21 protein-coding genes and 1 pseudogene are annotated in these 24,030 nt (G+C 64.6%); 15 read left to right on the top strand and 7 right to left on the bottom strand.

The genetic code is table 11. From position 1 onward, the window contains the following. Window positions 1-99 precede the first annotated feature (99 nt). Window positions 100-2,031 (top strand): penicillin-binding transpeptidase domain-containing protein, encoded by a 1,932-nt coding sequence (locus DDA93_RS07485; RefSeq protein ID WP_116778404.1) that lies wholly within the window; start codon window positions 100-102, stop codon window positions 2,029-2,031. Here DDA93_RS07485 and DDA93_RS07490 read toward each other — a convergent pair whose 3' ends face one another. Continuing rightward, entirely contained in the window at window positions 2,032-2,433 is a 402-nt protein-coding gene (locus tag DDA93_RS07490; RefSeq protein WP_019482188.1) for a YccF domain-containing protein, read from the bottom strand. A gap of 134 nt (window positions 2,434-2,567) precedes the next feature. Then, the gene (locus DDA93_RS07495) at window positions 2,568-4,250 is read right to left on the bottom strand and encodes a DEAD/DEAH box helicase (protein WP_116778405.1); all 1,683 of its coding nucleotides are present in this window, start codon (window positions 4,248-4,250) and stop codon (window positions 2,568-2,570) included. A 304-nt stretch (window positions 4,251-4,554) separates the two neighbouring features. On the opposite strand from DDA93_RS07495, the gene DDA93_RS07500 reads away from it, so the two are divergent. The 7 genes from DDA93_RS07500 (at window position 4,555) to DDA93_RS07530 (ending at window position 10,902) form a co-directional block, all read left to right on the top strand. Beyond that, window positions 4,555-5,793: a M20 family metallopeptidase gene (locus DDA93_RS07500; RefSeq protein ID WP_116778406.1), complete on the top strand. Its 1,239-nt coding sequence runs from the start codon at window positions 4,555-4,557 to the stop codon at window positions 5,791-5,793. Between the two features lie 175 nt (window positions 5,794-5,968). Continuing rightward, entirely contained in the window at window positions 5,969-6,745 is a 777-nt protein-coding gene (locus DDA93_RS07505; RefSeq protein WP_116778407.1) for a type 1 glutamine amidotransferase domain-containing protein, read from the top strand. 158 nt (window positions 6,746-6,903) lie between these two features. Next, window positions 6,904-7,788: a tRNA (guanosine(46)-N7)-methyltransferase TrmB gene (gene trmB / locus DDA93_RS07510; RefSeq protein ID WP_116778408.1), complete on the top strand. Its 885-nt coding sequence runs from the start codon at window positions 6,904-6,906 to the stop codon at window positions 7,786-7,788. 64 nt (window positions 7,789-7,852) lie between these two features. Further along, a complete protein-coding gene (locus DDA93_RS07515; RefSeq protein ID WP_116778409.1) occupies window positions 7,853-9,004 on the top strand; it encodes an MFS transporter in 1,152 nt (383 codons plus the stop codon). A gap of 101 nt (window positions 9,005-9,105) precedes the next feature. Further along, window positions 9,106-9,246 carry a hypothetical protein gene (locus DDA93_RS16460; protein WP_207771321.1) on the top strand — a complete coding sequence of 47 codons (141 nt, stop codon included), beginning with the start codon at window positions 9,106-9,108 and terminating at the stop codon, window positions 9,244-9,246. Window positions 9,247-9,388: 142 nt separating this feature from the next. Further along, on the top strand, window positions 9,389-9,685 hold the full coding sequence (locus tag DDA93_RS07525) for a transcriptional regulator (protein ID WP_116778410.1): 297 nt from the start codon (window positions 9,389-9,391) through the stop codon (window positions 9,683-9,685). A gap of 158 nt (window positions 9,686-9,843) precedes the next feature. Then, window positions 9,844-10,902, top strand: a complete 1,059-nt coding sequence (locus DDA93_RS07530; protein WP_165802593.1) for a LacI family DNA-binding transcriptional regulator — start codon at window positions 9,844-9,846, stop codon at window positions 10,900-10,902. On the opposite strand, the gene DDA93_RS07535 is transcribed toward DDA93_RS07530, so the two are convergent. Next, window positions 10,888-12,141 (bottom strand): glycoside hydrolase family 32 protein, encoded by a 1,254-nt coding sequence (locus tag DDA93_RS07535; RefSeq protein ID WP_116778412.1) that lies wholly within the window; start codon window positions 12,139-12,141, stop codon window positions 10,888-10,890. The genes DDA93_RS07530 and DDA93_RS07535 overlap by 15 nt on opposite strands. Window positions 12,142-12,261: 120 nt before the next feature. Between DDA93_RS07535 and DDA93_RS07540 the strand changes: the two genes are divergently transcribed. The 7 genes and pseudogenes from DDA93_RS07540 to DDA93_RS17100 all read left to right on the top strand — a co-directional run bounded on the left by DDA93_RS07540 (window position 12,262) and on the right by DDA93_RS17100 (window position 19,912). Further along, window positions 12,262-13,575, top strand: a complete 1,314-nt coding sequence (locus DDA93_RS07540) for an ABC transporter substrate-binding protein (RefSeq protein WP_116778413.1) — start codon at window positions 12,262-12,264, stop codon at window positions 13,573-13,575. 83 nt (window positions 13,576-13,658) lie between these two features. Beyond that, window positions 13,659-14,456: a sugar ABC transporter permease gene (locus DDA93_RS16760; RefSeq protein ID WP_243400550.1), complete on the top strand. Its 798-nt coding sequence runs from the start codon at window positions 13,659-13,661 to the stop codon at window positions 14,454-14,456. Next, window positions 14,354-14,653, top strand: coding sequence for an ABC transporter permease subunit (locus DDA93_RS16470; protein ID WP_243400551.1), 300 nt, complete (start codon window positions 14,354-14,356; stop codon window positions 14,651-14,653). Before DDA93_RS16760 ends, DDA93_RS16470 begins: the two co-directional genes overlap by 103 nt. Beyond that, window positions 14,650-15,597 (top strand): carbohydrate ABC transporter permease, encoded by a 948-nt coding sequence (locus DDA93_RS07550; RefSeq protein WP_019482200.1) that lies wholly within the window; start codon window positions 14,650-14,652, stop codon window positions 15,595-15,597. Before DDA93_RS16470 ends, DDA93_RS07550 begins: the two co-directional genes overlap by 4 nt. Before the next feature lie 222 nt (window positions 15,598-15,819). After that, complete coding sequence (locus DDA93_RS07555; protein WP_019482201.1) at window positions 15,820-17,727, top strand: amylosucrase; 1,908 nt, start codon at window positions 15,820-15,822, stop codon at window positions 17,725-17,727. A 23-nt stretch (window positions 17,728-17,750) separates the two neighbouring features. Next, window positions 17,751-19,480, top strand: a pseudogene (locus DDA93_RS07560) (alpha-galactosidase); the annotation flags it as partial. A 96-nt stretch (window positions 19,481-19,576) separates the two neighbouring features. Then, entirely contained in the window at window positions 19,577-19,912 is a 336-nt protein-coding gene (locus DDA93_RS17100) for a GH36 C-terminal domain-containing protein (protein WP_347693268.1), read from the top strand. A gap of 67 nt (window positions 19,913-19,979) precedes the next feature. On the opposite strand, the gene galK is transcribed toward DDA93_RS17100, so the two are convergent. From galK to DDA93_RS07580, 4 genes are all read right to left on the bottom strand, one after another. Beyond that, a complete protein-coding gene (galK, locus tag DDA93_RS07565; protein WP_116778414.1) occupies window positions 19,980-21,137 on the bottom strand; it encodes a galactokinase in 1,158 nt (385 codons plus the stop codon). Further along, window positions 21,134-22,282, bottom strand: a complete 1,149-nt coding sequence (gene galT / locus DDA93_RS07570) for a galactose-1-phosphate uridylyltransferase (protein WP_116778415.1) — start codon at window positions 22,280-22,282, stop codon at window positions 21,134-21,136. The genes galK and galT overlap by 4 nt, the downstream gene beginning before the upstream one ends. Next, a complete protein-coding gene (locus DDA93_RS07575) occupies window positions 22,279-23,094 on the bottom strand; it encodes a DeoR/GlpR family DNA-binding transcription regulator (RefSeq protein ID WP_116778416.1) in 816 nt (271 codons plus the stop codon). Before DDA93_RS07575 ends, galT begins: the two co-directional genes overlap by 4 nt. A 220-nt stretch (window positions 23,095-23,314) precedes the next feature. Continuing rightward, window positions 23,315-23,995, bottom strand: a complete 681-nt coding sequence (locus DDA93_RS07580; RefSeq protein ID WP_019482205.1) for an SDR family NAD(P)-dependent oxidoreductase — start codon at window positions 23,993-23,995, stop codon at window positions 23,315-23,317. Window positions 23,996-24,030: the final 35 nt, after the last annotated feature.

Below are 24,030 nucleotides of genomic sequence, written 5' to 3' on the forward strand. Positions count from 1 at the left end.
CCTCTGGTCGGGTGCTCCCCGGCACTTCGACCGCAGTGTCATCCGAATGTGACTGCCGGTGGGACCTCGGCGACTCCGCGGGTACGTAATAATGACTCAATGGGGAACTTCACACGTCACACAGCTGTCCTGGCCGTTGCAGCGCTTGCCCTCGGTCTCACCGCCTGCACCGATGACCGTCCGACAGCGAACGACGCCGCCGCCGCCTTCGCCGAAGGCCTCAGCACCCTCGATGTCGCCGGCTCCGCGTTCACCACCGGGTCGGTGGAGACGGTCAATACGGACCTTGCCGCCATCACCGCCGCCCTCAACCCGCTGACGCCGTCGGTCTCCGTCGGCGAGGTGGAGTCCGCTTCCGAAGACCAGGCCACCGCGCAGTTAAACCACGTGTGGGATGTCGATGAAAGCGACGAGGACTGGACCTACTCCACCACCGTCGAGCTGTCGCGAACCGACGACGTGTGGCAGGTGGTCTGGGATCCGGCTGTCGCAGTTGAGGGGTTGGCTGCCGGCGAAGTATTGGCGACCTCGTCGGTCCCGGCGGCCCGCGGTGACATCCTCGGCGCCGACGGTGAGGTGCTCGTGACTGACCGTCCAGTCCTCCGCATCGGTCTCGACAAAACCCAGCTCGAGGAAGAGCAGCTCGCAGGATCCGCGCAGGACCTCGCCGGCCTTGTCGGAGTGGACCCGGCGGCCTTCACCAGCCAGGTGGAAGGGGCGGGTCCGGAGGCTTTCGTGGAGGCGATCGTCCTGCGCGATGACGCCTCACGCACCATAACGGATGACGAGCTCGACGCCGTTCCCGGCGTCCTGGCCCTCCCTGACGAACTTGCCCTCGCCCCCACCCGCACCTTCGCCAGGGAGCTGCTGGGGTCGGTGGGCCAGGCCAGCGCGGAGCTGATTGAGCAGTCCGGCGCCGAGCTGGAAGCCGGGGACGTCACCGGGTTGTCCGGCCTGCAGCTGCAGCACAATGACCAGCTGGCCGGCACCCCCGGCCTGACCATCACGGCGACCCCCGCTGAGCCGGCCGACGGCGTCGAAGCCCGGCCCCTCTTCGAGAAGGATCCGGTGGCTGGTGAGCCCCTGAACATCACCGTTGATCAGTCGCTGCAGGCCCTTGCCGAGGAGGTGCTTGAGGAGGAACCGTCGGCGTCCGCAATCGTTGCGGTGCGTCCCTCCACCGGTGAGATCCTCACGGTCGCCAATGGCCCCGGCAGTGCCGGTCTGCAGACCGCACTGTTGGGTCAGTACGCCCCCGGGTCGACGTTCAAGGTTGCCACCTCGCTGGCCTTGCTCCGCGAAGGGTTTACCCCGGAATCTTCCACCCAGTGCACCGAGGAACTGGTGGTCGATGGCCGGTCCTTCAACAACGCCAGCACTTACCCTGCAGCGTTCCTTGGCGATATCCCGCTGTTGCAGACCTTCGCCCAGTCCTGTAACACCGGTTTCATTGCCACCCGCGACGTCGTTTCGCAGGAAAAACTGGCGGCCGCCGCTGCAGATCTCGGCGTGGGGGTCGAAGCGTCGATCGGTATTCCAGCGTTCTTCGGTTCGGTGCCCGAAACTGCAGAAGGCACCGCCCACGCTGCGTCGATGATCGGCCAGGGGGAGGTCCTCGTTTCGCCCCTGGCCCTCGCCGTCATGACCGCGAGCGTGGGGGCAGGTGAGCGTGTCACCCCGACCCTGCTCGCCGCCGATCCGGCCGGGGATGTCACCGGGGCCGACTCGTCGCCGTCGCCGGCGGGGACGCCCGGTGCACTCACCGTCGAGGAGGCGGGAACGCTGCAAACCATGATGGCCGCCGTCGTGGCCGAAGGCGGCGCCACGGTGCTGGCCGATGTGCCGGGCGATCCGGTGCTCGCCAAGACCGGTACCGCCGAGTTTGGTAACGAGGACCCACCGCGGACCCACGCGTGGATCGTTGCGTTGCAGGGTGACCTCGCGGTCGCGGTGTTCGTGGAGGAAGGCGACCTGGGCTCGACGTCCGGCGGGCCGCTGATGGCTGCTTTCCTGCGCGGCGCCGCGGAGTAGCTAGCGGAGCTGCGGGACCCTGGTACCGCGCGTCTCGACGATTTCCTTGCCAAGCGGTGTCAGCGAAACCGGGATCATCTTCAGGTTCGCGATGCCGAGCGGGATCCCAATGATGCTCATAAACATGGGAATGGCGGTCAGGACGTGCCCGATGGCCAGCCAGATGCCAGCGACAACAATCCAGATGACGTTGCCGAGCGTCGACAGGGTTGATGCTCGGCCGCCCCGGTCCACTATCGTGCGGCCGAAGGGCCAGATGGCGTAGGCGGCGATCCTGAAGGATGCAATGCCGAAGGGGATGGTCACGATCAGCAGGCAGCAAATCACACCGGCGAGGACGTATCCCAGGGCTAGCCAGATGCCGCCGAAAATCAGCCAGATGACGTTCAGTATTGCGTTCATGGTTTCAATCTTCCTTCATTGCGCACGTTAGGTCCATGGGCGGCCCTCCCGACAAACAAACAGTGCCCCTCCCGCATGGGGAAGGGCACTGTTTGTTTGTCGACGGTTCAGCGTCTACCAGCTAGGGCTGCCAGCTAGTTGCTGCGGCGATCGTTTGATGCAGGTGCACTGGCACGGCGCGGCCCTGACGGGCGACGTCCGGCACCGGTCGACGGGGTGTGGTTGCGCTGGTTGCCTGGCTCCTGCTTGGCCCCTGATGTGCTGGAGCGGTGAGCGGACTTGCCCTGCGGAGCGACGTCGGCTGCCCGGGCGCCACTGGCGGGACGACGGGTGCGGTTACCGCCACCGTTGCCTGAGCCGGCTGGACGGTCGTCGTCGCGACGGCGTGCGCCGCCGGTGGTTGCGCCAGCCGAAGCGCCGGTCTGGCCGCCGAAGCGGGCTCCGCGGGGCTGATCCTGCCGGCGGTCTGACCGGTTACCTGGCTCGGCTGCAACGCGTCCGCGTCCACCACGTCCACCGCGGCCACCCGTTGACGGTGCTGCCGTGCCGCGGCGCTTGCGCTGGGCATTGGCTCCAGTGGAGGTACCGCCCCCACGCTGTGCCTCGCGGGATGCGACCAGCGACGCCCGGGTGCGGGGGTCAATCTTCTCCGCGACATCACCGATCAGCTTGCCGACCAGCGGTGAGGTGGCTTTCACGTTCTCGAAGGCGACGTCAACGCCTGCGGCGCGCATCAGCTTCTGCACCTCGGACTTCTGCTCCGGCAGGGTGATCGTGACGACGGTCCCTGACGAACCGGCGCGGGCGGTACGGCCCGAGCGGTGCAGGTATGCCTTGTGTTCGGTGGGTGGGTCCACGTGGACCACCAGTTCGACGTCGTCCACGTGCACACCGCGGGCGGCGACGTCGGTGGCGACCAGAACGCGCACGTCGCCGGAGGAGAACTCGGCGAGGTTCCGGTCACGGGCGTTCTGCGACAGGTTGCCGTGCAGATCGACGGCCGGGATGCCGGCATCGGTCAGGGTCTTGGCCAGTTTACGGGCGTGGTGCTTGGTACGCATGAAGAGCAGACGACGTCCGCTCCCTGAGGCGAGCTGAACGATCAGCTGCTTCTTCTGGGTCTGGTCGCCGACCAGCAGCACGTGGTGCTCCATGGTGGTCACCGAGGCCTGGGGGTCATCGACCGAGTGGGTCAAGGGGTTGGTCAGGTACCGCTGCACGAGCTTGTCCACGCCGTTGTCCAGGGTGGCCGAGAACAGCAGGCGCTGCCCTTCCTTGGGCGTGGTGTCCAGGAGCTTCTTCACGACAGGAAGGAAGCCCAGGTCAGCCATGTGGTCGGCCTCATCCAGGACGGTGATTTCCACGGCGTCGAGGGTGATGAGCTTCTGGCGCATCAGGTCCTCAAGACGGCCGGGGCAGGCGATGACGATGTCGACGCCGGCGCGGAGCGCCTTCTCCTGGCGGGCTTGGGAGACACCGCCGTAGATGACCGTGGTGTTGAGCCCGAGCACTGTGGCCAGCGGCTCAATGGTGGCGTTGATCTGGGTGGCGAGCTCGCGGGTCGGGGCGAGGACCAGGGCCAGGGGGCGACCGGGCTTCCGGCGGTAGGCGGCTTCCTGCTCGGCGAGCCGGGCCACCATGGGCAGCGCGAAGGCGAGGGTCTTACCGGAGCCGGTGCGGCCACGGCCAAGCACGTCGCGGCCAGCCAGGGTGTCTGGCAGGGTTTTGACCTGGATGGGGAACGGTTCGGTGATTCCCTGGGCAGTAAGGGTTTGGACCAGAGCCTTGGGCACACCGAGTGCAGCAAAAGTAGTCATGTAGGTACACGAACTTTCTTCTCATCTTCCCCACGAATCGGTTGACGCGAGGGGTTCGCCGAAGAAAAGTCAGACAGTGTCAACCGCGCTCACAATGTTGGGAGCTCAAATGCGGGACAAAAGAATGCGTTCATCGACGCAAGCTGCGATCGTTTTCCAGCACAGTTGAAGTGATCCCAACCAAGCCGACACGCAGACAAGTACCCCAACTCTATCAGCGAAAGCTGTCCTGGATTTGCGTTGGGAGCGGTTTGGCCGTGGACTGTGGGTGGAAGTGACTGACACCACAGCTATCGGGGGACCCATGACACACTCCGCTGAGACGGTACTCGCCGAAGCTCACGGCATCCAGGACGACCTGGTGCGCCTGCGCCACCGTCTGCACCAGGAGCCGGAGATCGGCCTGCAGCTGCCCCGCACCCAGGAGAAGGTGCTCGAGGCTCTTGACGGCCTGCCCTACGAAATCACCCTGGGCCGGGACACCACCTCGGTGACCGCTGTGCTCCGTGGCCAGGGCGCCTACTCGTCAGCCGACAAGCCGGTGGTCCTCCTGCGCGGAGACATGGATGCCCTGCCCGTCCAGGAGCAGACGGGAGTGGGGTACACCTCGACTATTGACGGGGCCATGCATGCGTGCGGCCACGACCTGCACACCTCGATGCTCGCCGGTGCCGCCACCCTCCTGGCCGAGCGGCGGGCTCAACTCGCCGGCGACGTCGTCCTCATGTTCCAGCCGGGAGAGGAAGGGTTCGACGGCGCAGGGGTGATGATCCGCGAGGGAGTGCTCGAGGTGGCCGGGCGGCTGCCCGACGCCGCATATGGGCTGCACGTCATGTCGGCGCTGGAATCCAATGGCCGGTTGGCGACGCGCCCCGGCACGCTGATGTCGGCGTCGGATGGGCTCTCGGTGACCGTGCATGGAGCCGGCGGGCACGGCTCCGCCCCGCATCTGGCGAAGGATCCCATCACCGCCGCAGCGGAGATGGTGACCGCCCTGCAGGTGATGATTACCCGGCAGTTCAACATGTTCGATCCGGTGGTGGTGACCGTTGGGGTGCTCAGGGCCGGCACCAAACGCAATGTGATCCCCGAGTCGGCCATGTTTGAGGCGACGGTCAGGACGTTCTCGGAGGCAAACCGGGAAAAGCTGCAGCACGTGATCCCGCGGCTTCTGGCGGGCATTGCCGCCGTCCACGGGGTTGAGGTGACCGTTGACTACTCGACCGAATATCCGTTGACCGTCACCGACGACGACGAGACGGTGCGGGCGGAATCGGTCATCGCCGACCTGTTTGGCTCGGAACGGTACAGCAGAATGGCCCAGCCGCTGAGCGGATCGGAGGACTTCTCGCGGATCCTGGCAGCGGTACCGGGCAGTTTCGTCTTCCTGTCCGCGGCGACGCCCGGCTCCGATCCGCTGAAGAGTGCCTTCAACCATTCTCCGTATGCGACGTTCGACGACAATGTGCTGGGCGACGGTGCAGCCCTGTACACGCAGCTGGCGCTGGCGCGGATCGCCGAACTGGCCGCCGTCGTGAGCTGACTGAGGCCTCCGCTGCAGATACCGGCAGCCGCGCCCAATATGACTACCGCGGCTGCCGGAATCTGCAGCGCTGGCCGGTATCTGCAGCGCTGGCCGGCCGGGCGCACCGCCCGGCGCGAGGTGCGCTGCCAGTGCTCCTCGCCTAGGGTGGAAATAACGACTAGAGGAGCACTCAATGAAAAAAGTCCTACTTGTACTGACCAGCGTTTCCGAACTCGGCGACACCGGCGAGAAGACCGGCTACAACGTGGCCGAGGCTGCTCACCCATGGAAGGTTTTCAAGGATTCGGGTCACTTCGTTGACTTCGCTTCCATCAAGGGTGGCGTCCCGCCCCGCGACGAGGTCGACACATCCGACCCGATCCAGGTGGCCTTCACCGAGGACGAGACCACCAAGGCCGGCCTGTACAACACGGCACGGGTCGACGTCGTTGATCCTTCGCAGTACGACGCCGTTTACCTGGTCGGCGGGCACGGCACCATGTGGGACTTCCCGGACAGCGAGGGTCTGCAGAAACTTGTTGCCAGCGTGTACAACGCTGGCGGAGTGGTCGGAGCCGTTTGCCACGGCCCCGCCGGCCTGCTGAACGTAGAGCTGGAGAATGGCCTGCGCCTGGTCGAAGGCAAGCGCGTTGCGGCGTTCACCAACGATGAGGAAGTCGCCGCCGACAAGGACAAGATCGTTCCGTTCTTCCTGGCTGACCGCCTTGAGGAGCAGGGTGCCACCCATGTTTCGGCTGGTGTCTTCGAGGAGAAGGTCATTGTCGACGAGCGTCTGGTGACCGGCCAGAACCCTGCCTCCGCCGGTGGGGTTGCCAAGGAAATGGAGAAGCTCCTCGCGGAGGTCATCCACCAGGAGAAGGCCGAAGAGCAGGACGAGTCCGAGGCCCTGCGGGCCGAGAAGGACGCTGAGAAGGCGGCAGCGGCCGCGGCAGCCGAGTCGGACCACTAGGCTCCCTCATTCAGGGCCCCGTTTTCCTGGGGCCCCGTTTTCCTGGGGCCGCGTTTTCTGGGACGCGCCCGCTGAGAGTGTTGGATTGACCCGCTCGTGCGGGGTCATTCTGACACTCACTGCGGGCGCGTTTCGTTCGCTTGGATACGCTTAGAACAATGAGCACTAACCCAGCAGCCCCCACTCCACCAGCCGAGCAGCACCTGTCCCAGCCGGTTTCCTTCGTCCGGAGGGGATCGCGCCTCCAGGGCCGGCGCCGCCAGGCGTGGGCGGAACTCGACGGCTTCGTGGTCGACGTCCCACGCAGCACCATGGCCGACACTTCAGTGGATCCTGAGTACCGGTTCGACGCCGCAGCCGAGTTCGACCGTGACGCACCCCTCGTCGTCGAAGTCGGTTCGGGCCTCGGCGAAGCGATCACCCACGCCGCCGAGCTGCAGCCGGACTTCAACTTCCTGGCGCTGGAAGTCTACAAACCGGGCCTCGCCCAGACCCTGCTGCGGATCGAGCAGAAGGGGCTCACCAACGTTCGGATCGCGCAGGCCAACGCTGCCGAGGCCCTCGCCACCATGCTGCCGGAAGGATCCGTCAGCGAACTCTGGGTATTCTTCCCCGACCCCTGGCACAAAACCCGCCACCGGAAGCGCCGCCTGGTCAAAGCGGACTTCGCCGACGGCGCGGCACGAGTGCTCGCACCGGGCGGCCTCTGGCGGCTGGCAACCGACTGGTCCGACTACGCCGTGCAGATGCGCGACGTCCTGGACGCGTCAGATGATTTCACCAACGCGCACGACGGAGAACGCACCGGCGCGGACAGCCCCCTCACCCAGGTGTGGGAAAGCGGGGTGGAACTGGTGGTCGGCGGAGCCCCGGTCAGGGAAGGGAAAGACCCCGTCAGCACCGGAAACACCGGAGTCAATGAGGGAATCGACACCCGCGGCGGGTGGGCCCCCCGCTTTGACGGCCGAATCCTCACCAGCTTCGAGAACAAGGCCCACGAGGCCGGCCGGATGATCTTTGATCTGACCTACCGTCGGGTTTAGGCGAGCGATGACCCCGCCCGCGACGTGGGACGGTCATGCAAAAGGGAGCCGAGCGTATAACCGGATGCTCTGGGCCCTGTTCTTCGCCGGAGTGGCTACCTTTTCCCAGCTGTACTCGGTGCAGAGCGTGCTCACGAGCATCGCCGACGGCTTCTCCATCTCGGCGGCGCAGGCAGCTCTCACCGTGTCTGCCGCCACCATCGGCCTCGCACTGGCGGTCATCCCCTGGTCCTGGGTAGCCGACCGGGCAGGCCGCAAACGCACCATGACCTGGGCCATCAGCGCCGCCGTCGCCTTCGGGCTGCTGGTTCCCCTGGCACCCACCTTCGAGCTGATGCTGGCGCTGCGGTTCCTGGAGGGCACAGCGCTCGGCGGCATCCCCGCCATCGCCCTGGTGTACCTCAACGAGGAGGTGCAGCGGTTACACGCCGCCGTCGCCGCGGGGACGTATGTTGCGGGGACCACCATCGGTGGGCTGTCCGGGCGGCTGGTGGCGGGCCCGGTGGCCGACCTGTTCGATTGGCGCGCCGGTGTCCTGGCCGCAGGCCTCATGGCAGCGCTGGCGGCCGTGGCCTTCGTGTGGCTGGCCCCCGCGCCGCGACGATTCACCCCCGTGGTCAGGGGGATCGGACCGAAGCTGTCTGAACGGATCGTCCACAACCTCAGGTCGCCGAGGCAGCTCGGCCTCTATGCCCAGGGATTTTTGCTGATGGGCGGGTTCGTCGCGGTGTACAACTACCTCGGCTTCCGGCTTGAGCTCCCGCCATTCGGCCTCCCCGTCGCGGTGATCAGCCTGCTGTTCCTCGCCTACCTGGCCGGAACCGTCACCTCCCGGGTGGCCGGAACCCTGGCCGTCCGGTTTGGCCGGCTTCGGGTGATGCTGGCCGGGATCCCGGTGATAGTCATCGGTCTGCTGATCACGCTCACCGATTCGCTGCCCCTGATTGTCGTAGGTCTGGTGATTTTCACGGGCGGGTTCTTCACCGTTCACGCGGTGGCTGCCGGGTGGACGCCACGACTTGCTGCGCTGGGCAGCGCCCAGGCGTCGAGCCTCTACAACTTCTTCTACTACGCCGGTTCCAGCCTGATTGGCTGGATCGGGGGCTTCTTCTTCGGCGGTTTTGGCTGGGCTGGTGTTGTTGTCTTTGCCAGCGCTTTGGCGGTAGTTGCCGGCCTGCTCGCGGCGTCGACCCTCCGCGGCGCGCCAAACCACTAGCTCACCTGATCACCCCGCCCCCCTCTTGCACACAGACTGGTTTGCGTGACCAACTAGTTTGCATAATCGGTTAGCGCGTAGTCCAGACCAAGGGGAACCAAATGATTACTCAAGCACCCGACGGCGATCAGCCGCTCGATCTCCACAACGCTCTCCGCGTGGTGAAGAGCGCCGAAGACACTGCTCGTCGTGAGCTCCGCGGCAATGAAGCCCTGCTGTATCTGGTCTGGGGGCTTTCCTGACTGCTGGGTTTCGGCACCCTGCATGGCTCCCGCTTCGGGTGGCTACCGCTCAGTCATGAGCCCGCGCTAGCCATCTTCTGCGTCTTCCTGGCGGGCGCCGCGGTGGAAACTGTCCGCTGTCGTCAGCAAAGGCAGCAGACCCATGCCTGAGCTGGACCCCATCATCCATGCCGAGACCCGCCTGCGAGCCATCACCACTCTCAACGAAGTCGGCGAGCGGGACCGCATTGCCTTCACCAAGCTGCGCAAGATCCTGGACATGACAGCGGGCAATCTGTCGACCCACCTGCGCAAGCTCGAGGAGGCGGGGTATGTGGAGATCACCAAGACCATTGAGGGGCGCACTCCCGCCACCTATGTCGCTATCACCGTCAAGGGTAAGGCGGCTTTTGCCGACTACCGGAAGGCCCTGCAGGACCTCCTCGCAGGACTCTCCTGATCATTCGACAGGAGTCACAGTGACCCGCTTTTCCTGACCCGCGGGTGAAATCCCAGCGGCAATACCGTTGGGAATTGCCGGCTAGCGTGTGGCACAGGTCTCACGGTAAACGTTTTGGTCTACAGTGATCTGTACGAAGCGCATTGAGGGGAGCAACCGTGGCGTCTAGTGATGCTTTCGTCAAGCCTGTCGGAATCGAGGATGTTGCTCGAGCGGCCTCCGTGTCGATCACGACCGTCTCTCACGCCTTGAGCGGCAGGGGCAAGGTTGCTGAATCCACCCGGAAGCGCGTGCTGGAAGTCTCCCGCGAACTGGGCTATGCCCCGAACCGGATGGCCAGCGGGTTGAGGAGCAGGCGTTCACAAATCGTCGGCCTGGTATCCGACGACATTGCTACTACACCGTTCGCCACCGGTGTTGTCCTTGGCGCCCAGGATGCCGCGTCAGAGCGCGGCCAGCTTCTGGTGGTCGTGAACTCAAATCGCGATAGCGACATTGAATCAAAACAACTTGCCGCGCTCCTGGCCGCCCAGATTGACGCTGTCGTCTATGCACGAATGTTCCATGAGGATTCCAGCGAATTACCTCCGGAGCTTGATCGAATCCCGTCGGTGCTGGTGGACACTACCGACAGCCGCGGGGAGCTTCGCTCAGTGGTTCCCGATGAGGAGCAGATCGGTCGGCTGGCTACCGAAACCCTCCTGTCCGCTGGCCACACTGCCATCGCTCACCTCACGGTCACCGGAGCCGGGCGCGGCAAAACCGGGCGGGCAACGGGGTACGAGGCGGCGATGCGCGACGCCGGCCTGCAGCCCAGGGTCTTTACCGGCCAGGATACCGGCACCTCGGAATCAGGCCGTGTCGCCTTCACGCAGATGATCGAGTCGGCTTCCCAAGATGTCACCGCTGTGTTCTGTTTCAACGATCCGATGGCGATGGGCGTGTATCAGGCGGCCATGAGAATGGGTGTGAGTATCCCCGCGGATCTTTCCTTCATCTCCGTGGACAATTTCGAGCCGGTCGCCGCGGCGCTACAGCCGGGCCTGACAACTGTCGAGTTGCCCCATTACGGTATGGGGAGGTGGGCAGTTGATGCGGCGCTGGCGGAGATGATACCGGAGCGACCCGCTGCCCCGTTGGAGACCCGGCTGCCGGGCAAGCTGGTGACCCGAGAGTCGATTACAGCGCCTCGCGTCGGGGACCTATTCCCGCGCTAGCCGATACACCGTCACGTCTGCACCCACAATGGTCCATGACTTCTCCAGCGCCGCCATCGGTGCGGCGAACACGCCGGCCCGCGAACAAACTTCGACCACGGGCCCGTCGACGATGATGCGAATGTCGCCCGCCCACGGGAAGCTGTATTCCTCATTCTGCAAACAGACCGCGAGATGAGTTGAACCGCGCTCGAAGGAGAGCACCGCGGCATGGTCCTGCCTGATTTCGAAATGATTCTCAGCCGATGCAGGCCAGAGGATGTCGTACGCCGAACCAGGTAATGTCTCCGATCGACGTCTGTCGGGGATTTGATAGTTATCAAGGTCGGGATGGGGTGTGAGCATCAACGAATCATCCTCGATCGAAATGCGATACGGAATCGAGTGAGCACCCATCCACTCCGTGCCAGCAATCTCACGGAGCCAGAACATCATGCAGGGCTTGCCCTCGGCGTCCTGGAAGGTTGTTGCCGCGTATGGCGAGGGCCCGTAGCTGAGTCGCCGCCAGGTGCGCACGGTGAAGGCGCCGTCGGCGAAGTTACCGAGGGCGTAGACGACGTCGACGAGGACGTCGTCATCCCACACGGAGACGATGAGCGCATGCTGCCCATCAATTTCCACGATCTGGGGGCACTCCCACATGGCTCCGCTCCATAGCGGACGGTTTTCATTCGTCGAACGGCTGAGTACAGGGCCATCCTCGCGCCAGGTGACACCGTCAGTGGACGAATATCCCAGGGCGCCAGCCCGGCCATCCGCGAAGGCGGCACCAACAATCATGTGCCAGCCGTCAGCTGAGCGGATGAAGGACGGATCCCGGAAAGCACTCAGACTCTCCACCACCGGCGGGGACAGCACGATAGGACCCTTTTGCCACTCAATCCAGTCATCGTCAAGGGGGGTCGCCGTCCGCACCGCACCCAGCGCCGGATGGTCACTGGTCACTGACGTATAGAAAATTGTCGGGGTTCCTGCTGCGTCGATGATGAGCGAGCCGGACCAGACACCATCGTCTCCTTCCCCGGGCACCAGGGCAGGCTTCAGTTCCTCGAGGGAGAACAGGTCCGGGCCGCTGGCGTGGCCCCAGGAACACCCCAGCCCCCAGGCCGTTTGCCCAGGAACATACTGGAAGAAATGGTGGTACCGGCCGTTGGCGAAGGTGATCGCATGGGGATCGTTGATCCACCCCTGCGAGGTGAAATGAAACTTTGGACGCGGCAGCGCAGGGGCAGGTTCCATGGTTCTCCAATCGTTATGTTCCTGAGACCTAAAACGTTTTGTCTTTGGGTGTGATTTTGGTTACAGTCGTTCAACACCAAACGTTTTGGTTATAGTACTCGTCATTGAAAGGACGAAGCGATGAAGCTTCCTAATAAGATCGCCGGCTCACTGACTGTCGCAATAGCGCTCGCCCTCACCGGTTGCTCCGGCGGCGGCGGCGAGGATGGCGGTGGCGACGCCAAAGAAATCACGATTCTGGGCGCGTTCACCGATGTGCAGGCCGCAGCGTTCCAGGCGGATCTCGACAAATGGTCGGAAACGTCTGGCGTCAAGGTCACCTACGACGGCAACACCGACTTCCAGACGGCCGTCGTCTCGCGTGCCAGTGCCGGAAACCCACCCGATATCGCGATCTACCCCCAGCCCGGCGTCCTCAAGAGCCAGACCAACACCCTTTACGCGCTTGAGGACCTTGGCATAGACGTCGCCGCGATTACGGCCGACCAGGCAAATGGACTGGGCACTATCGCCCAGGTTGACGGGAAAACCTACGCACTGCCCTACTCCATCAACGTCAAGTCACTTGTCTGGTACAACCCGAGTGCCTTCGAAGCGGCAGGCCTCAGCATCCCCAGCACGGATGAGGAATTGACCGAACTGCAGTCCACCATCATCGACGAGGATCTCGGTTCGCCCTGGTGCGTGGGGATGGAATCGGGTGCAGCCACCGGCTGGGTTGCAACAGACTGGCTCGAAGAGTACGTGCTGCGCTACGGCGGCCTCGAGGAGTACAACGCCTGGATTGCAGGCGACGTGACTTTCGACAGCGATCTCGTGAAGAAGGCTGGCGAAAAGGTGGCCAGCCAACTGTTGGAAGAGGGAAAGATCAACGGCGGCGGTCCCGCTGCTGCGACGACATCCTTCCAAACCGCCGGCAACCAGCTCTTCGCTGATGGCAAGGACAACGGCCAGTGCTTCATGATGCGTCAGGGTTCATTTATTTCTGACTTCTTCCCCGATGAAATCAAATCCCAGATCGAAGCGGGCGACCTGTCCAACATCGACTTCTTCCAGCTCCCCTCCCCCGAAGGCACCGATGCAGCGATGCTTGGTGGTGGAGACCTCGTCGGAGCGTTCACCGACTCAGATGAAACCAAGCAGGTCATCGAGTACCTCGTGGGCAAAGATTTCGGCACCAATGGATACGCCAGCCAGGCAATCTTCCTTTCCCCGCACAGTGACTTCGATGCCTCGAACTACACCTCGGAATTCCAGAAGAAGGCACAAGACCTCCTCGCCGAGTCGTCAGTCTTCGGCTTCGACGCCTCCGACCAGATGCCCGGAGAAGTTGGCGCAGGAACCGAATGGACCCAGCTGACCAACTGGTTCTCAGGCCAATCCTCCATGGAGGAAGCCTTCACCGCCATCGATGCCTCCTGGCCAGACCGATAACCACCTCCCAAGCGGCCGGGGGCCGATATTTGGTCCCCGGCCGCCTCGGCTCATCCTCGTAGAAACGTCAGGTGGTCCAAGCGATGCCCATCTTCAGCGCACTCATCTCCGTGGTCCTCGGACTCGGCATATCACTACTGATCTTCTGGAGCCTGAACTGGCTCGTCGAGCAGTCCAACAACAAGTGGAAGTCCCGGCTCCTGCCGTACGTCTTCCTAGCCCCCGTCTTCGTGCTGGTGGCAATATTCCTCCTCTACCCGGCTCTGCGCACCATCGTGCAGAGCTTCACCCAAACCAGCCTGAGGCGTGGTGAGGGCGACACTTTCGTAGGTTTCCAGAACTACCAGGAGCTGCTGACCGACCCAGGGTTCCTCGGTGTTCTGCTCAACAACCTGCTGTGGGTCCTCGTTGTCCCTGCAGCTACGGTTGTGATCGGTCTTGCCGTTGCGATCCTCACGGACAAGTTGGGGAAACGCCGGGAGACCACCTTCAAGGCAATGATCTTTGTGCCCATGGCCATCAGCGGCGTCGCAGCCGCGGTCACCTGGAGGTTCATCTACTTCTACGCCCCTCCCGGCAATCCGCAAATCTATCTGCTTAACTCGATCTGGACGGGCCTCACCAATCAGGATCCGGTGCCTTGGCTGACCCTGGACGCGGGTCGTCTCAACAGTTTCCTGATCATGTGCATCGCTATCTGGCTTTATGCCGGCTTTGCATGGTGCTTCTCTCAGCTGCTATCAAGGCCGTTCCTGAAGAAACCATCGAAGCAGCCCGGTTGGACGGGGCCAGCGAACGACGCGCCTTTTTCCTCGTCATTGTCCCGCAGATTCGCGGCACGATCCTGGCGGTCTTCGTCACCGTTGTCATCTTCGTCATGAAGATCTTCGACATCATCTATGCAATGACCGGAGGCCAGTACAACACCAGCGTGCTTGCCGTGGACTTCTACTCGCAGCTCTTCAGCTTCCAGAATCCCGGCAAGGCTGCCGCTGTGGTCATCCTCCTGATGATCGCTGTGGTCCCCCTCATCGTTTATCAGATCCGCAGCTATAAGGCGCAGGAGGAACTCCGATGACTCTCATCCCTACCCCGGTCGTCGACGAAACCAAAGGCCGAACAACCGTCGATGTCCACCGGAAGAAGCGGCGCCTCAATGCAGCAGGCGAAGCGCAGAAGCCCCACATCATCACCACCCTGATCATGGGGGCCATCGCCCTGATCTGGCTTTTCCCCTTGCTCGGACTGCTCATCACGAGTTTCCGCACCAAAGCCGGGGTCGACGCGACCGGATGGTGGACTGTCTTCGTCGATCCTTTCGGCCAGGGGTGGACGGGACAGAACTTCGTTGATGCGTGGGCCGCTCTCGATGTTGGAACCACGTTCTGGAACTCAGTGGCCGTTACCGTTCCTGCCACCGTGCTACCGGTCATGATCGCGGCGATGGCGGCCTACGCCTTCACCTTCTTTCAGTTCCGCGGTAAGGAAATCTACTTCGGCATCGTGCTGGGGCTGATGGTCGTTCCGGTTCAGCTGGCCATCATCCCCGTCCTCCAGCTGTTCGTCCGGTTCGGCGAAATTACCGGGATCCAGATCATCGGTCAGTACCCGGCAGCGTGGATCGTGCACGCAACGTTCGCGATGCCGCTGGCGATCTACATGCTCCGAAACTACATGCAGACCCTGCCCAACTCACTCATCGAAGCAGCCAAAATCGATGGGGCCAGTCACTTTCAGATTTTTTGGAAACTGGTCGTCCCGATGTCCGTTCCAGCCCTGGCATCATTCGCAATCTTCCAGTTCCTCTGGGTGTGGAACGACTTCCTCGTCGCCTACATCTTCATCCAAAGCGGAGATAACGCCGTGATGACACAGGGGCTGTACACACTCCTGGGTCAATACGGGCAGGGCTGGCAGCGCGTCGCGGCAGGTTCCTTCATCACCCTCGTCGTGCCTCTGCTCATCTTCTTCGGACTGCAACGGTTCTTCGTCCGCGGACTAACCGCCGGGTCCGTGAAGTAAATCCTCGCGGGTGCAGCGCGTGGGCCAGGTTTGACCAGCCGCAGGCACTCAACGCAGCAACCGCAGCGCAGTTGACGCAGAAAAGTCTGGCCGCATCGAGGAGTGTGCGGCCAGACTTTCGTCATCCGAGGACCTACCCCGGGCCAGTCGCTGTATTATTTTCTGGCCGCCTGTACATCCGCGCGCATCCTCATCAGGTGCCACCGAGTAATAAGGAGAACTGTGCCGACCACCGCTTCAGGTCTGCCTGATGACCATTTCCAAAAACAGTTGCTGTCCGCGCGGCGGCCTGCGACGTCGGATGCCGACTGGCAGTCCTTTGAGGCGCGGTTCGACCGGGAATTCTCCCGACTGCGATCGCTGTTTCACCGCATCTACGGGCCGGCGGCGGACGCCGAACTGCTGCAGGTGGTACTCGACGCCGCCGCGTCGTGGCAGGACCGCCCAGCGGATCTGAAGGGCATCGACGCCTCCCGCGCCATGACCCCGGACTGGTTCCAGTCCCACCGGATGCTCGGTGGTGTTTGTTACGTGGACCTCTACGCGGGGAACCTCGCCGGCCTGCGCGAGCGGATCCCCTACTTCCGGGAACTCGGCTTGACCTACCTGCACCTGATGCCACTGTTCGCGGCACCGGCAGAGAACTCCGACGGAGGGTATGCGGTCTCCAGCTACCGCGACGTCGATCCGGCGCTGGGCACCATGGACGATCTGGCGGCCCTCGCCCGGGAACTGCGCGACAGCGGCATCGCCCTCGTGGTCGACTTCATCTTCAACCACACCTCGAGCGAGCACGCCTGGGCCCGCAAAGCCATCGCCGGGGACCCGGAGTACAGAGACTTCTATCTGATCTACCCTGACCGGGAGATGCCCGACGCCTATGAGCGGACCGTCCGCGAGATCTTTCCCGATGACCACCCAGGGTCGTTCGTCCAACTCGAGGACGGACGATGGATTTGGGCTTCCTTTCACTCCTTCCAATGGGACCTCAACTACCGCAACCCACGCGTCTTCCGGGCGATGGCCGGGGAGATGCTGTACCTCGCCAATCAAGGCGTGGACATCATCCGGATGGACGCCGTTGCCTTCATCTGGAAGCAGCTTGGCACCACCTGCGAGAGCCTGCCCGAGGCGCACCTGCTGCTGCAGGCCTTCAACGCGGTTTGCCGACTCGGCGCGCCATCCCTCCTGTTTAAATCCGAGGCGATAGTGCACCCCGACGAGGTGGTGCAGTACATCGACCCGGGCGAGTGCCAGCTCAGCTATAACCCGTTGCAGATGGCCCTCATTTGGAACTCGCTCGCCACCCGGGAGGTCTCCCTGCTCGCCCAGGCCCTCGAACGCCGGCACAGCATCCCGGCGGGCACAGTGTGGGTCAACTATGTGCGCAGCCACGACGACATCGGCTGGACCTTCTCCGACGAAGAGGCCGCCGAGCTCGGCGTCAATGGGCATGACCACCGCCGGTTCCTCAACGCGTTCTACGTCAACCGGTTCCCCGATAGCTTCGCCCGCGGAGTCCCTTTCCAAGACAACCCACGTACCGGGGACTGCCGCATCTCCGGCACCGCGGCATCCCTCGCCGGGTTGGAAGCAGACGACGACGCCGCCGCTGTTGCACGTATCCTGCTCATCCACTCGATCATCCTCAGCACCGGCGGTATCCCGCTGCTCTATCTGGGCGACGAAGTCGGTCAGCTCAACGACTACTCCTACCTCGCGGATCCGGCCAAGGCTGGCGACAGCCGCTGGGTGGGCCGACCCGCCTACCCCGCAGACCGCTACGCGACCCGAACAGACCCCGGCACGGACGCCGGGGCGATTTACACGCGGCTGAGACACCTCATCAAGGTGCGGAAGCAGACACCAGAATTCGGCGGCGGACAACTCGTCCCGTTCAACACCAATAACCCGCATGTCCTCGGCTACCAGCGCCCCGGCCTGCTCGACGGTGAACCCTCGACCGTCGTCGTCTTCGGTAACTTCGCCGACACCCCGCAAAAGATCACCGCTGACACCCTCTCGGGTCTCCCCGACACCGCGCTGGAACTCATCACCGGCGAACGCTGCCGCCTGCACGCACCCCTGACCCTGGAACCCCACGGCGTGCGCTGGTATCGAACCCCATGATCCCTTTTCTGAAAGAATGTGCAATGCCTATCCACTTATCAGCGGCGGACACCAGCGTAGTAATCGACGCCTCCGGACCCGGCGTCCCGACCATCCTGCACTGGGGGCCGTCCCTGGGAGCCTTGAACGAGCAGCGGCTCTCAGCACTTGCGGCATCTCTGGTGCCGCAACGCGTCTCCGGGGGCCTCGATGTCCCAGCCCAGCTGTCGATCATTCCGCAGGAAGCGTTTGGCTGGCAAGGCACGCCAGGTTTCACCGGCCACCGGCAGGGGGCGAATATCTTTCCCGCGTTCCGCCACGCTTCGCTCGAGCAGACAGCGGTTGCTGGCGGGCAGGAGGTGGTGTTCACCGCTGACGATGAGGTTGCCCGCCTTCGCGCTACCGGGTCGATCAGCCTCACCGCCGGCGGTGTTCTGCGTCAACAGCTGTCGGTGACGAACACTGGTGACTCCGACTACGAGGTACGGTCGCTGCTGGCATCCGTGCCGTTGCCCGATTCAGCGGTCGAGGTGCTGGATACGACGGGGCGGCATTTGCGCGAACGGAGCCCCCAGCGCCACCTGCTTACCCAGGGAAGCTATCGCAGGGAAAGCCGGCGCGGTCGACCCGGCGCTGACGCCAGCCTCGTGCTGGTCGCTGGCACCCAGTCCTTCGGATTCGAGACAGGTCTGGTGCACGCCATACATCTGGCCTGGAGCGGGAATCATCAACTCAGCGCCGAGAAGACTCCGACGGGCCAGGCATTCCTCAGCGCCGGGGAACTGCTGCTCCCGGAAGAGATCGTCCTCGCGCCAGGCGAGACGTACACAGCCCCGCTGATGATGGCGTCCTGGGGGCACGGCCTCAACCAACTGTCCGCCCGCTTCCATGACGAGGTCCGTTCCCGCCCCGCTCACCCCTCCTCCCGCCGCCCCGTCACGCTCAACACCTGGGAGGCCGTGTACTTCAACCACGACCTCAACCGCCTTACCCGCCTTGCCGACAAGGCAGCCGCCCTGGGCGTGGAACGGTTCGTCCTGGATGACGGCTGGTTCGATGGCCGCCGCGATGACACCTCCAGCCTGGGCGACTGGTTTGTTGACCCCGAGGTCTGGCCCGACGGTCTCACCCCGCTCATCGATCACGTCCGGGGCCTCGGCATGGAATTCGGCCTTTGGTTCGAACCAGAGATGATCAACCTCGACTCCAAGCTCGCTGTGAACCACCCCGACTGGATCATCCAGGCCGAGGGGAGGCTTCCGGTCCCGGGCCGCCAGCAGCAGGTCCTGAACCTCGCGAACCCGGCCGCCTACGACTACATCCTGGAATGCATTGACACGATCCTGAGTTCCCACGACATTTCCTACCTCAAGTGGGACCACAACCGGGACCTGCTCGACGCCGCAGACGCTTCCACCGGTCACGCGGTCGTCCATCAGAACGTCGCTGCCGTGTACCGGTTGATGCGCACGCTCAAGGACCGCCACCCAGGGCTGGAGATCGAGAGCTGTGCCTCCGGCGGAGCCGCGTGGACCTCGGAGTTCTCGACCAAACAGACCGGATCTGGACCAGCGACTGCATCGATCCCCTCGAGCGGCTGACCATCCAGAAGTACACCGGACTTCTGGTACCTCCCGAACTCATGGGAATGCACATCAGCGGTCCGACCTCCCACTCCACCGGTCGAACCCATACCCTGCCCTTCCGGGCAGCGACAGCGATCTTCGGTCATTACGGCATCGAATGGGATATCTCCACACTCACCGCGATGGAGACAGCACACCTCAAGGGGTGGATCGACCTCCACGTCCGGTGGCGGGACATCCTCCACACCGGCATCGTCGTTCACGCGGATCTGCCGGATCCGGCGATGGACCTGCGCGGAACGGTCGCCTCCGACCAGTCCGCGGCCCTGTTCGCCTACTCGCTCACCGCCTCCAGCGCGTCCTACCCGCCGGGGAAACTCACCTTCCCCGGCCTTGACCCGGACCGCTCCTACACGCTGCGGCTCGCCAGCCCTTACACGTCCCTTCCGGGCAACGGCCAGTCACCCCTGGCCTGGGCCGAAGCAGCTCTGACCGGCACGCCACTGGAGCTGACCGGGGCCAGCCTCGCCCATGTCGGTATCCAGGCACCCGTCCTGTTCCCCGAGCAGTCCATCCTGATCGAACTTCATGCGACCGGAAGCCTTGGCGCAGCTGACTGAACCAGGCGGGCGCTTCACCCCAGGCTGTCACCCCAGGCTTCGCCCCAGGGAAAGCCTGGGGTGACAGTCAAGCGATGCGGGCAGCTCCTGCGCCGGGCAGGACGCTGAAGATGACCGGCGCCCGGAAACGGGCAGCGGCGAAGGCATCCTCGACGGCCGCCCGGATGGTGGGTACGTCCTCGACGGCTACAAGCGCGATGGCCGCGCCGCCGAAGCCGCCACCGGTCATGCGGGCGCCCAGTGCGCCGGCGTCGAGGGCCGCGTCAACGGCCGTGTCCAGTTCGGCACAGGAAATCTCGAAGTCGTCCCGCATCGATGCGTGACTGGCCACCAGCAGCGGGCCGAGCGCAGCGGGTCCCTCGCGGGTGAGGAGCCGGACGGCGTCCTGAACCCGCGCGTTTTCGGTCACGACGTGGCGCACCCGGCGGAACGTCTCCTCGTCGAGGACACCGGCAGCTTCGGCCAGGTCTTTGACTGATAGATCCCGGAGGGCGGGAACGCCCATCAGCTTGGCACCGAGTTCGCAGGAGCGGCGACGCGCCGCGTACCCGCCGGTGGAATGCGAGTGGCTGACGCGGGTGTCGATCACCAGCAGTTCCAGCCCGGCGGCCTCGAGGTCGAGGGGGACCAGCTGGGACTCCCCGGAGCGGCAATCAAGGAAGACGGCGTACCCGGCCTCGCCCAGCAGTGACGCCGACTGGTCCATGATGCCGGTCGGCGCTCCCACCATCCGGTTCTCCGCCAGTTGCCCAATAGCAGCAAGCTCCTGGTGGGATGCCCCCGCCTGAGCGAGCTCGTTTGCCGCGACGGCGACGGAACACTCCAGTGCGGCGGAGGAGGAGAGCCCGGCTCCCACGGGGACGGAGGAGTCGACCAGGAGGTCCATGCCGGGGCAGCGGTAGCCCGACTGTTCGAAGGCCCACAGGACACCGAGCGGATACGCAGCCCAGCCCTCGACACCGCCTTCGGCCAAGTCGTCGAGGTCGGCCGTGACGGCGTCGTCGTCGGGGGCGAAGGTGGACGCGACCCGCACCCACCGGTCCCCGCGGACAGCGGCCGCCACCGTCGTCGAGTGCCGGATGGCGAAGGGCAGGACGAAACCCTCGTTGTAGTCGGTGTGTTCACCGATGACGTTGACGCGTCCCGGCGCTGACCACAGACCATCGGGTTCAGTGCCGAACCGGTCGGTAAAGGCCGCCGCGAGGTCGTGCGGGGTGGAGGTCATGCGTGGTCCTTCCGGGCTGAAACGGCAGCAGCGTTAGTGGCGGGCGTGGCGCGGCGGAGTGCCTCCGCGACGGTTTCCGGGGTGGTGTCGTTGATGAAGGCGCCCATCGCGGCCTCGGAGCCAGCGAGGAACTTCAACTTGTCGGCGGCCCGCCGGGGCGAGGTCAGCTGGAGGTGCAGGTAGCTCGCGGGCCGTAGCCCGTCATCGATCGGTGCCTGCTGCCATGCCGCGATGTACGGCGTGGGGGTGGGGTAGAGGGCGTCGAGCCTGCCAAGGAGCTCCAGGTAGACGGTGGTGAGTTCGTTCCGCTCCTCATCGGTCAGGCCCGCCAGATCGGCGACCTGCCGGTGGGGTACCAGGTGTACCTCGAGGGGCCACCGTGCCGCGAAGGGTACGAAGGCGCTGAAGTGTTTTCCCTCGAGGACCATGCGGTCCCCGGCGTTCCGCTCGGCGGCCAGGGCATGGCCCATGAGGGTCTGCCGCCCGCCCGAGGCTTCGAAGAACGCCGCTGCCCGCGCCGCGAGGGTCGCGGCCCGGGGCGGGATGAACGGGTAGGCGTAGATCTGGCCGTGCGGATGCAACAGTGTCACGCCGATATCGGCGCCGCGGTTCTCGAAGCAGAAGACCTGTTTGATTCCGGGCATCGCGGACAGCGCCTCGGTGCGGTGCGCCCAGGCGTCGATGACCGTCCTGGCGCGCTCGGGGCTGAGTGAGCCGAAGGATCCTTCGTGCGCGGAGTCAAACGCCACGACCTCGCACCGTCCTGACGCTGTCGCCGTCGTGCCCCAGCCCGGCGTCTCCGGAAGCCCGTCAAGATCGGGGCCAAACGAGGAAAAGCGGTTCTCGAACACGACGACCTCGTAGTCAGAGGCTGGAATCTCCGAGCGGTTCGCCGGCGTCGTCGGGCACAGCGGGCACTGATCTGCGGGCGGCAGATGCGTGCGCGACTGGCGGTGGGCGGCGACGGCGACCCACTCGCCCGACAGCGCGTCGAAGCGCGCGGTACCGGCGGCTCCGCGGGGTGGCAGCCCCCGCGTGTCGCGGGTAGCTGCTGCGTCACGGTGCCGCACAGCGCTGTCCTCGTGCGCGTCGAAGTAGATCAGTTCGCGCCCGTCGGACAGGCGGGTAGGGGTGATGGAGGTCATGGGCGCTCTTCCAGATGAGGATCGAACAGGTGGGGGTCGGGAACGGGTTCGCGGAGGATGCGGGTGAGGGCCCCGTACTCGCTGTCGGGTTGCCGGTCCGTGACCAGGGCCGCAGCCGTGTCCAGCGGAGCGACTTCGGCGAGGCTCACGACGCCGATTTTCGTGGCGTCGGCGAGCACGACGAGTCTGCCGCAGGTGCGCGCGAACGCCTTGTTCGTGTCCGCCTCGGCGAGGTTCGGGGTGGTGATACCCGCGGCCGCGTCCACGCCGTGCGCTCCCATGAAGCACAGGTCTGCGCGCAGGGAGGCGATCGTGTTCGTGGCGAGGGGTCCCACGAGCGCCTTCGACGGAGTGAGCTGACCCCCCGAAAGCAGGACCCGCGGTGCACCGTCGCCAGAGGTTGCGCCATGCAAGCGGTGCAGTTCGTCCGCCAGGGGAAGGGAGTTCGTGATGACGGTAAGTCCAGGCACGCGGAACAGGAGTGGGGCCAGGGCGAAGGTTGTGGTGCCGCCCGTGATGGAGACGGTCATGCCGGGTGCAAGGAGGGAGACCGCAATGGCCGCGATCTGCTGCTTCGCTTCCTTCCCACGCATCCTGTTGGCGTCGAACCCCGGCTCCACCGCACTGATCGTGCCGGGACGCACGGCACCGCCATGCACGCGCACGAGCGCCCCGCGCGTTTCGAGGACATCGATGTCCCGGCGGATTGTCATCTCCGAAACGCCGAGGGCCAACGCGAGTTTGCTGACCCGCACCGCAGGCCGGCGGGTGAGCCTGTCGAGGATGGCGGCATGGCGCTCGGCTGCAAACATGATCCTCCTACCGGCTGTGTGGGCGCGTTGGCACTGCGTATCAGCGGATCACGACACTGCGAGAAGCGAACGGGTTCGCGCGGAAACGAACAAAATCTATCATGATGAACACGGGAAGGGAATAGGCGCTTCCCACTATCCGCTGGTGAGAGTCTCTGTGCCTCTCGGTCCCGACCTCGCTTGACCCCGGGATCGGCGGCGATGCCTTCCCGTGGAACGGTTAGCTGAAGGCGGCCGCTGGCAGGTCCTTCTCGCCGTTCACGATGGCCGCCACGATCCGTTCCGCGACGGCTTCTGGGTCCTTCCCTTGCGGAAGGCGAGGCGCGGATCCTGCTATCGCGCGGTTCACCAAGCCCGTCTCGGTGTGCGGCGGCCGAACATCGATTACCCGGATGCCCTGCCGCCGGGTTTCCAGCGTCAACGCTTTACCGAACGCGCTGAGCGCAGCCTTGCTGGCTGAATAGGCTGCCATGCCGGCGGTGGGGCTCTCGGCCACGACGGCGCTGACCTGAATCACCACTGAGTCCTTGTGCAGCTGCGGCAACACCGCCCGGATGAGCCGGATGTACGCCATCAGGTTCACCAGAAGGAGCTCGTCCAGGGTTTCATCGTCGAGCTCCGCGGCTGGGCCGAAGGCCACCACACCGGCGGCGTAGACCAAACCGTCAAGATCCTCGCAAGCGTCCGCGATTTCAGCTGGCGCTCCGGGATGCGTGAGATCGGCTGGGATGGTTCCGGCTACCGAGGTCCCGAGTTCTTCGGCCAGGCTGTCCAGCTTCTCAGTGGACCGTCCGGAAAGGGTCACCCGCGCCCCGGCTGCTACGAGTTGCCGCGCCACGGCGGCGCCGAGCACCCCAGTTGCGCCGATGACCAGGAAATGGTTGCCACTGATTGTTGTCATGCCGCCGAGTCTACCCACGCCGCCCGGGTTGGGCC

Source organism: Arthrobacter sp. Bz4 (genome assembly GCF_003075455.1).
Classification (GTDB): domain Bacteria; phylum Actinomycetota; class Actinomycetes; order Actinomycetales; family Micrococcaceae; genus Arthrobacter_D.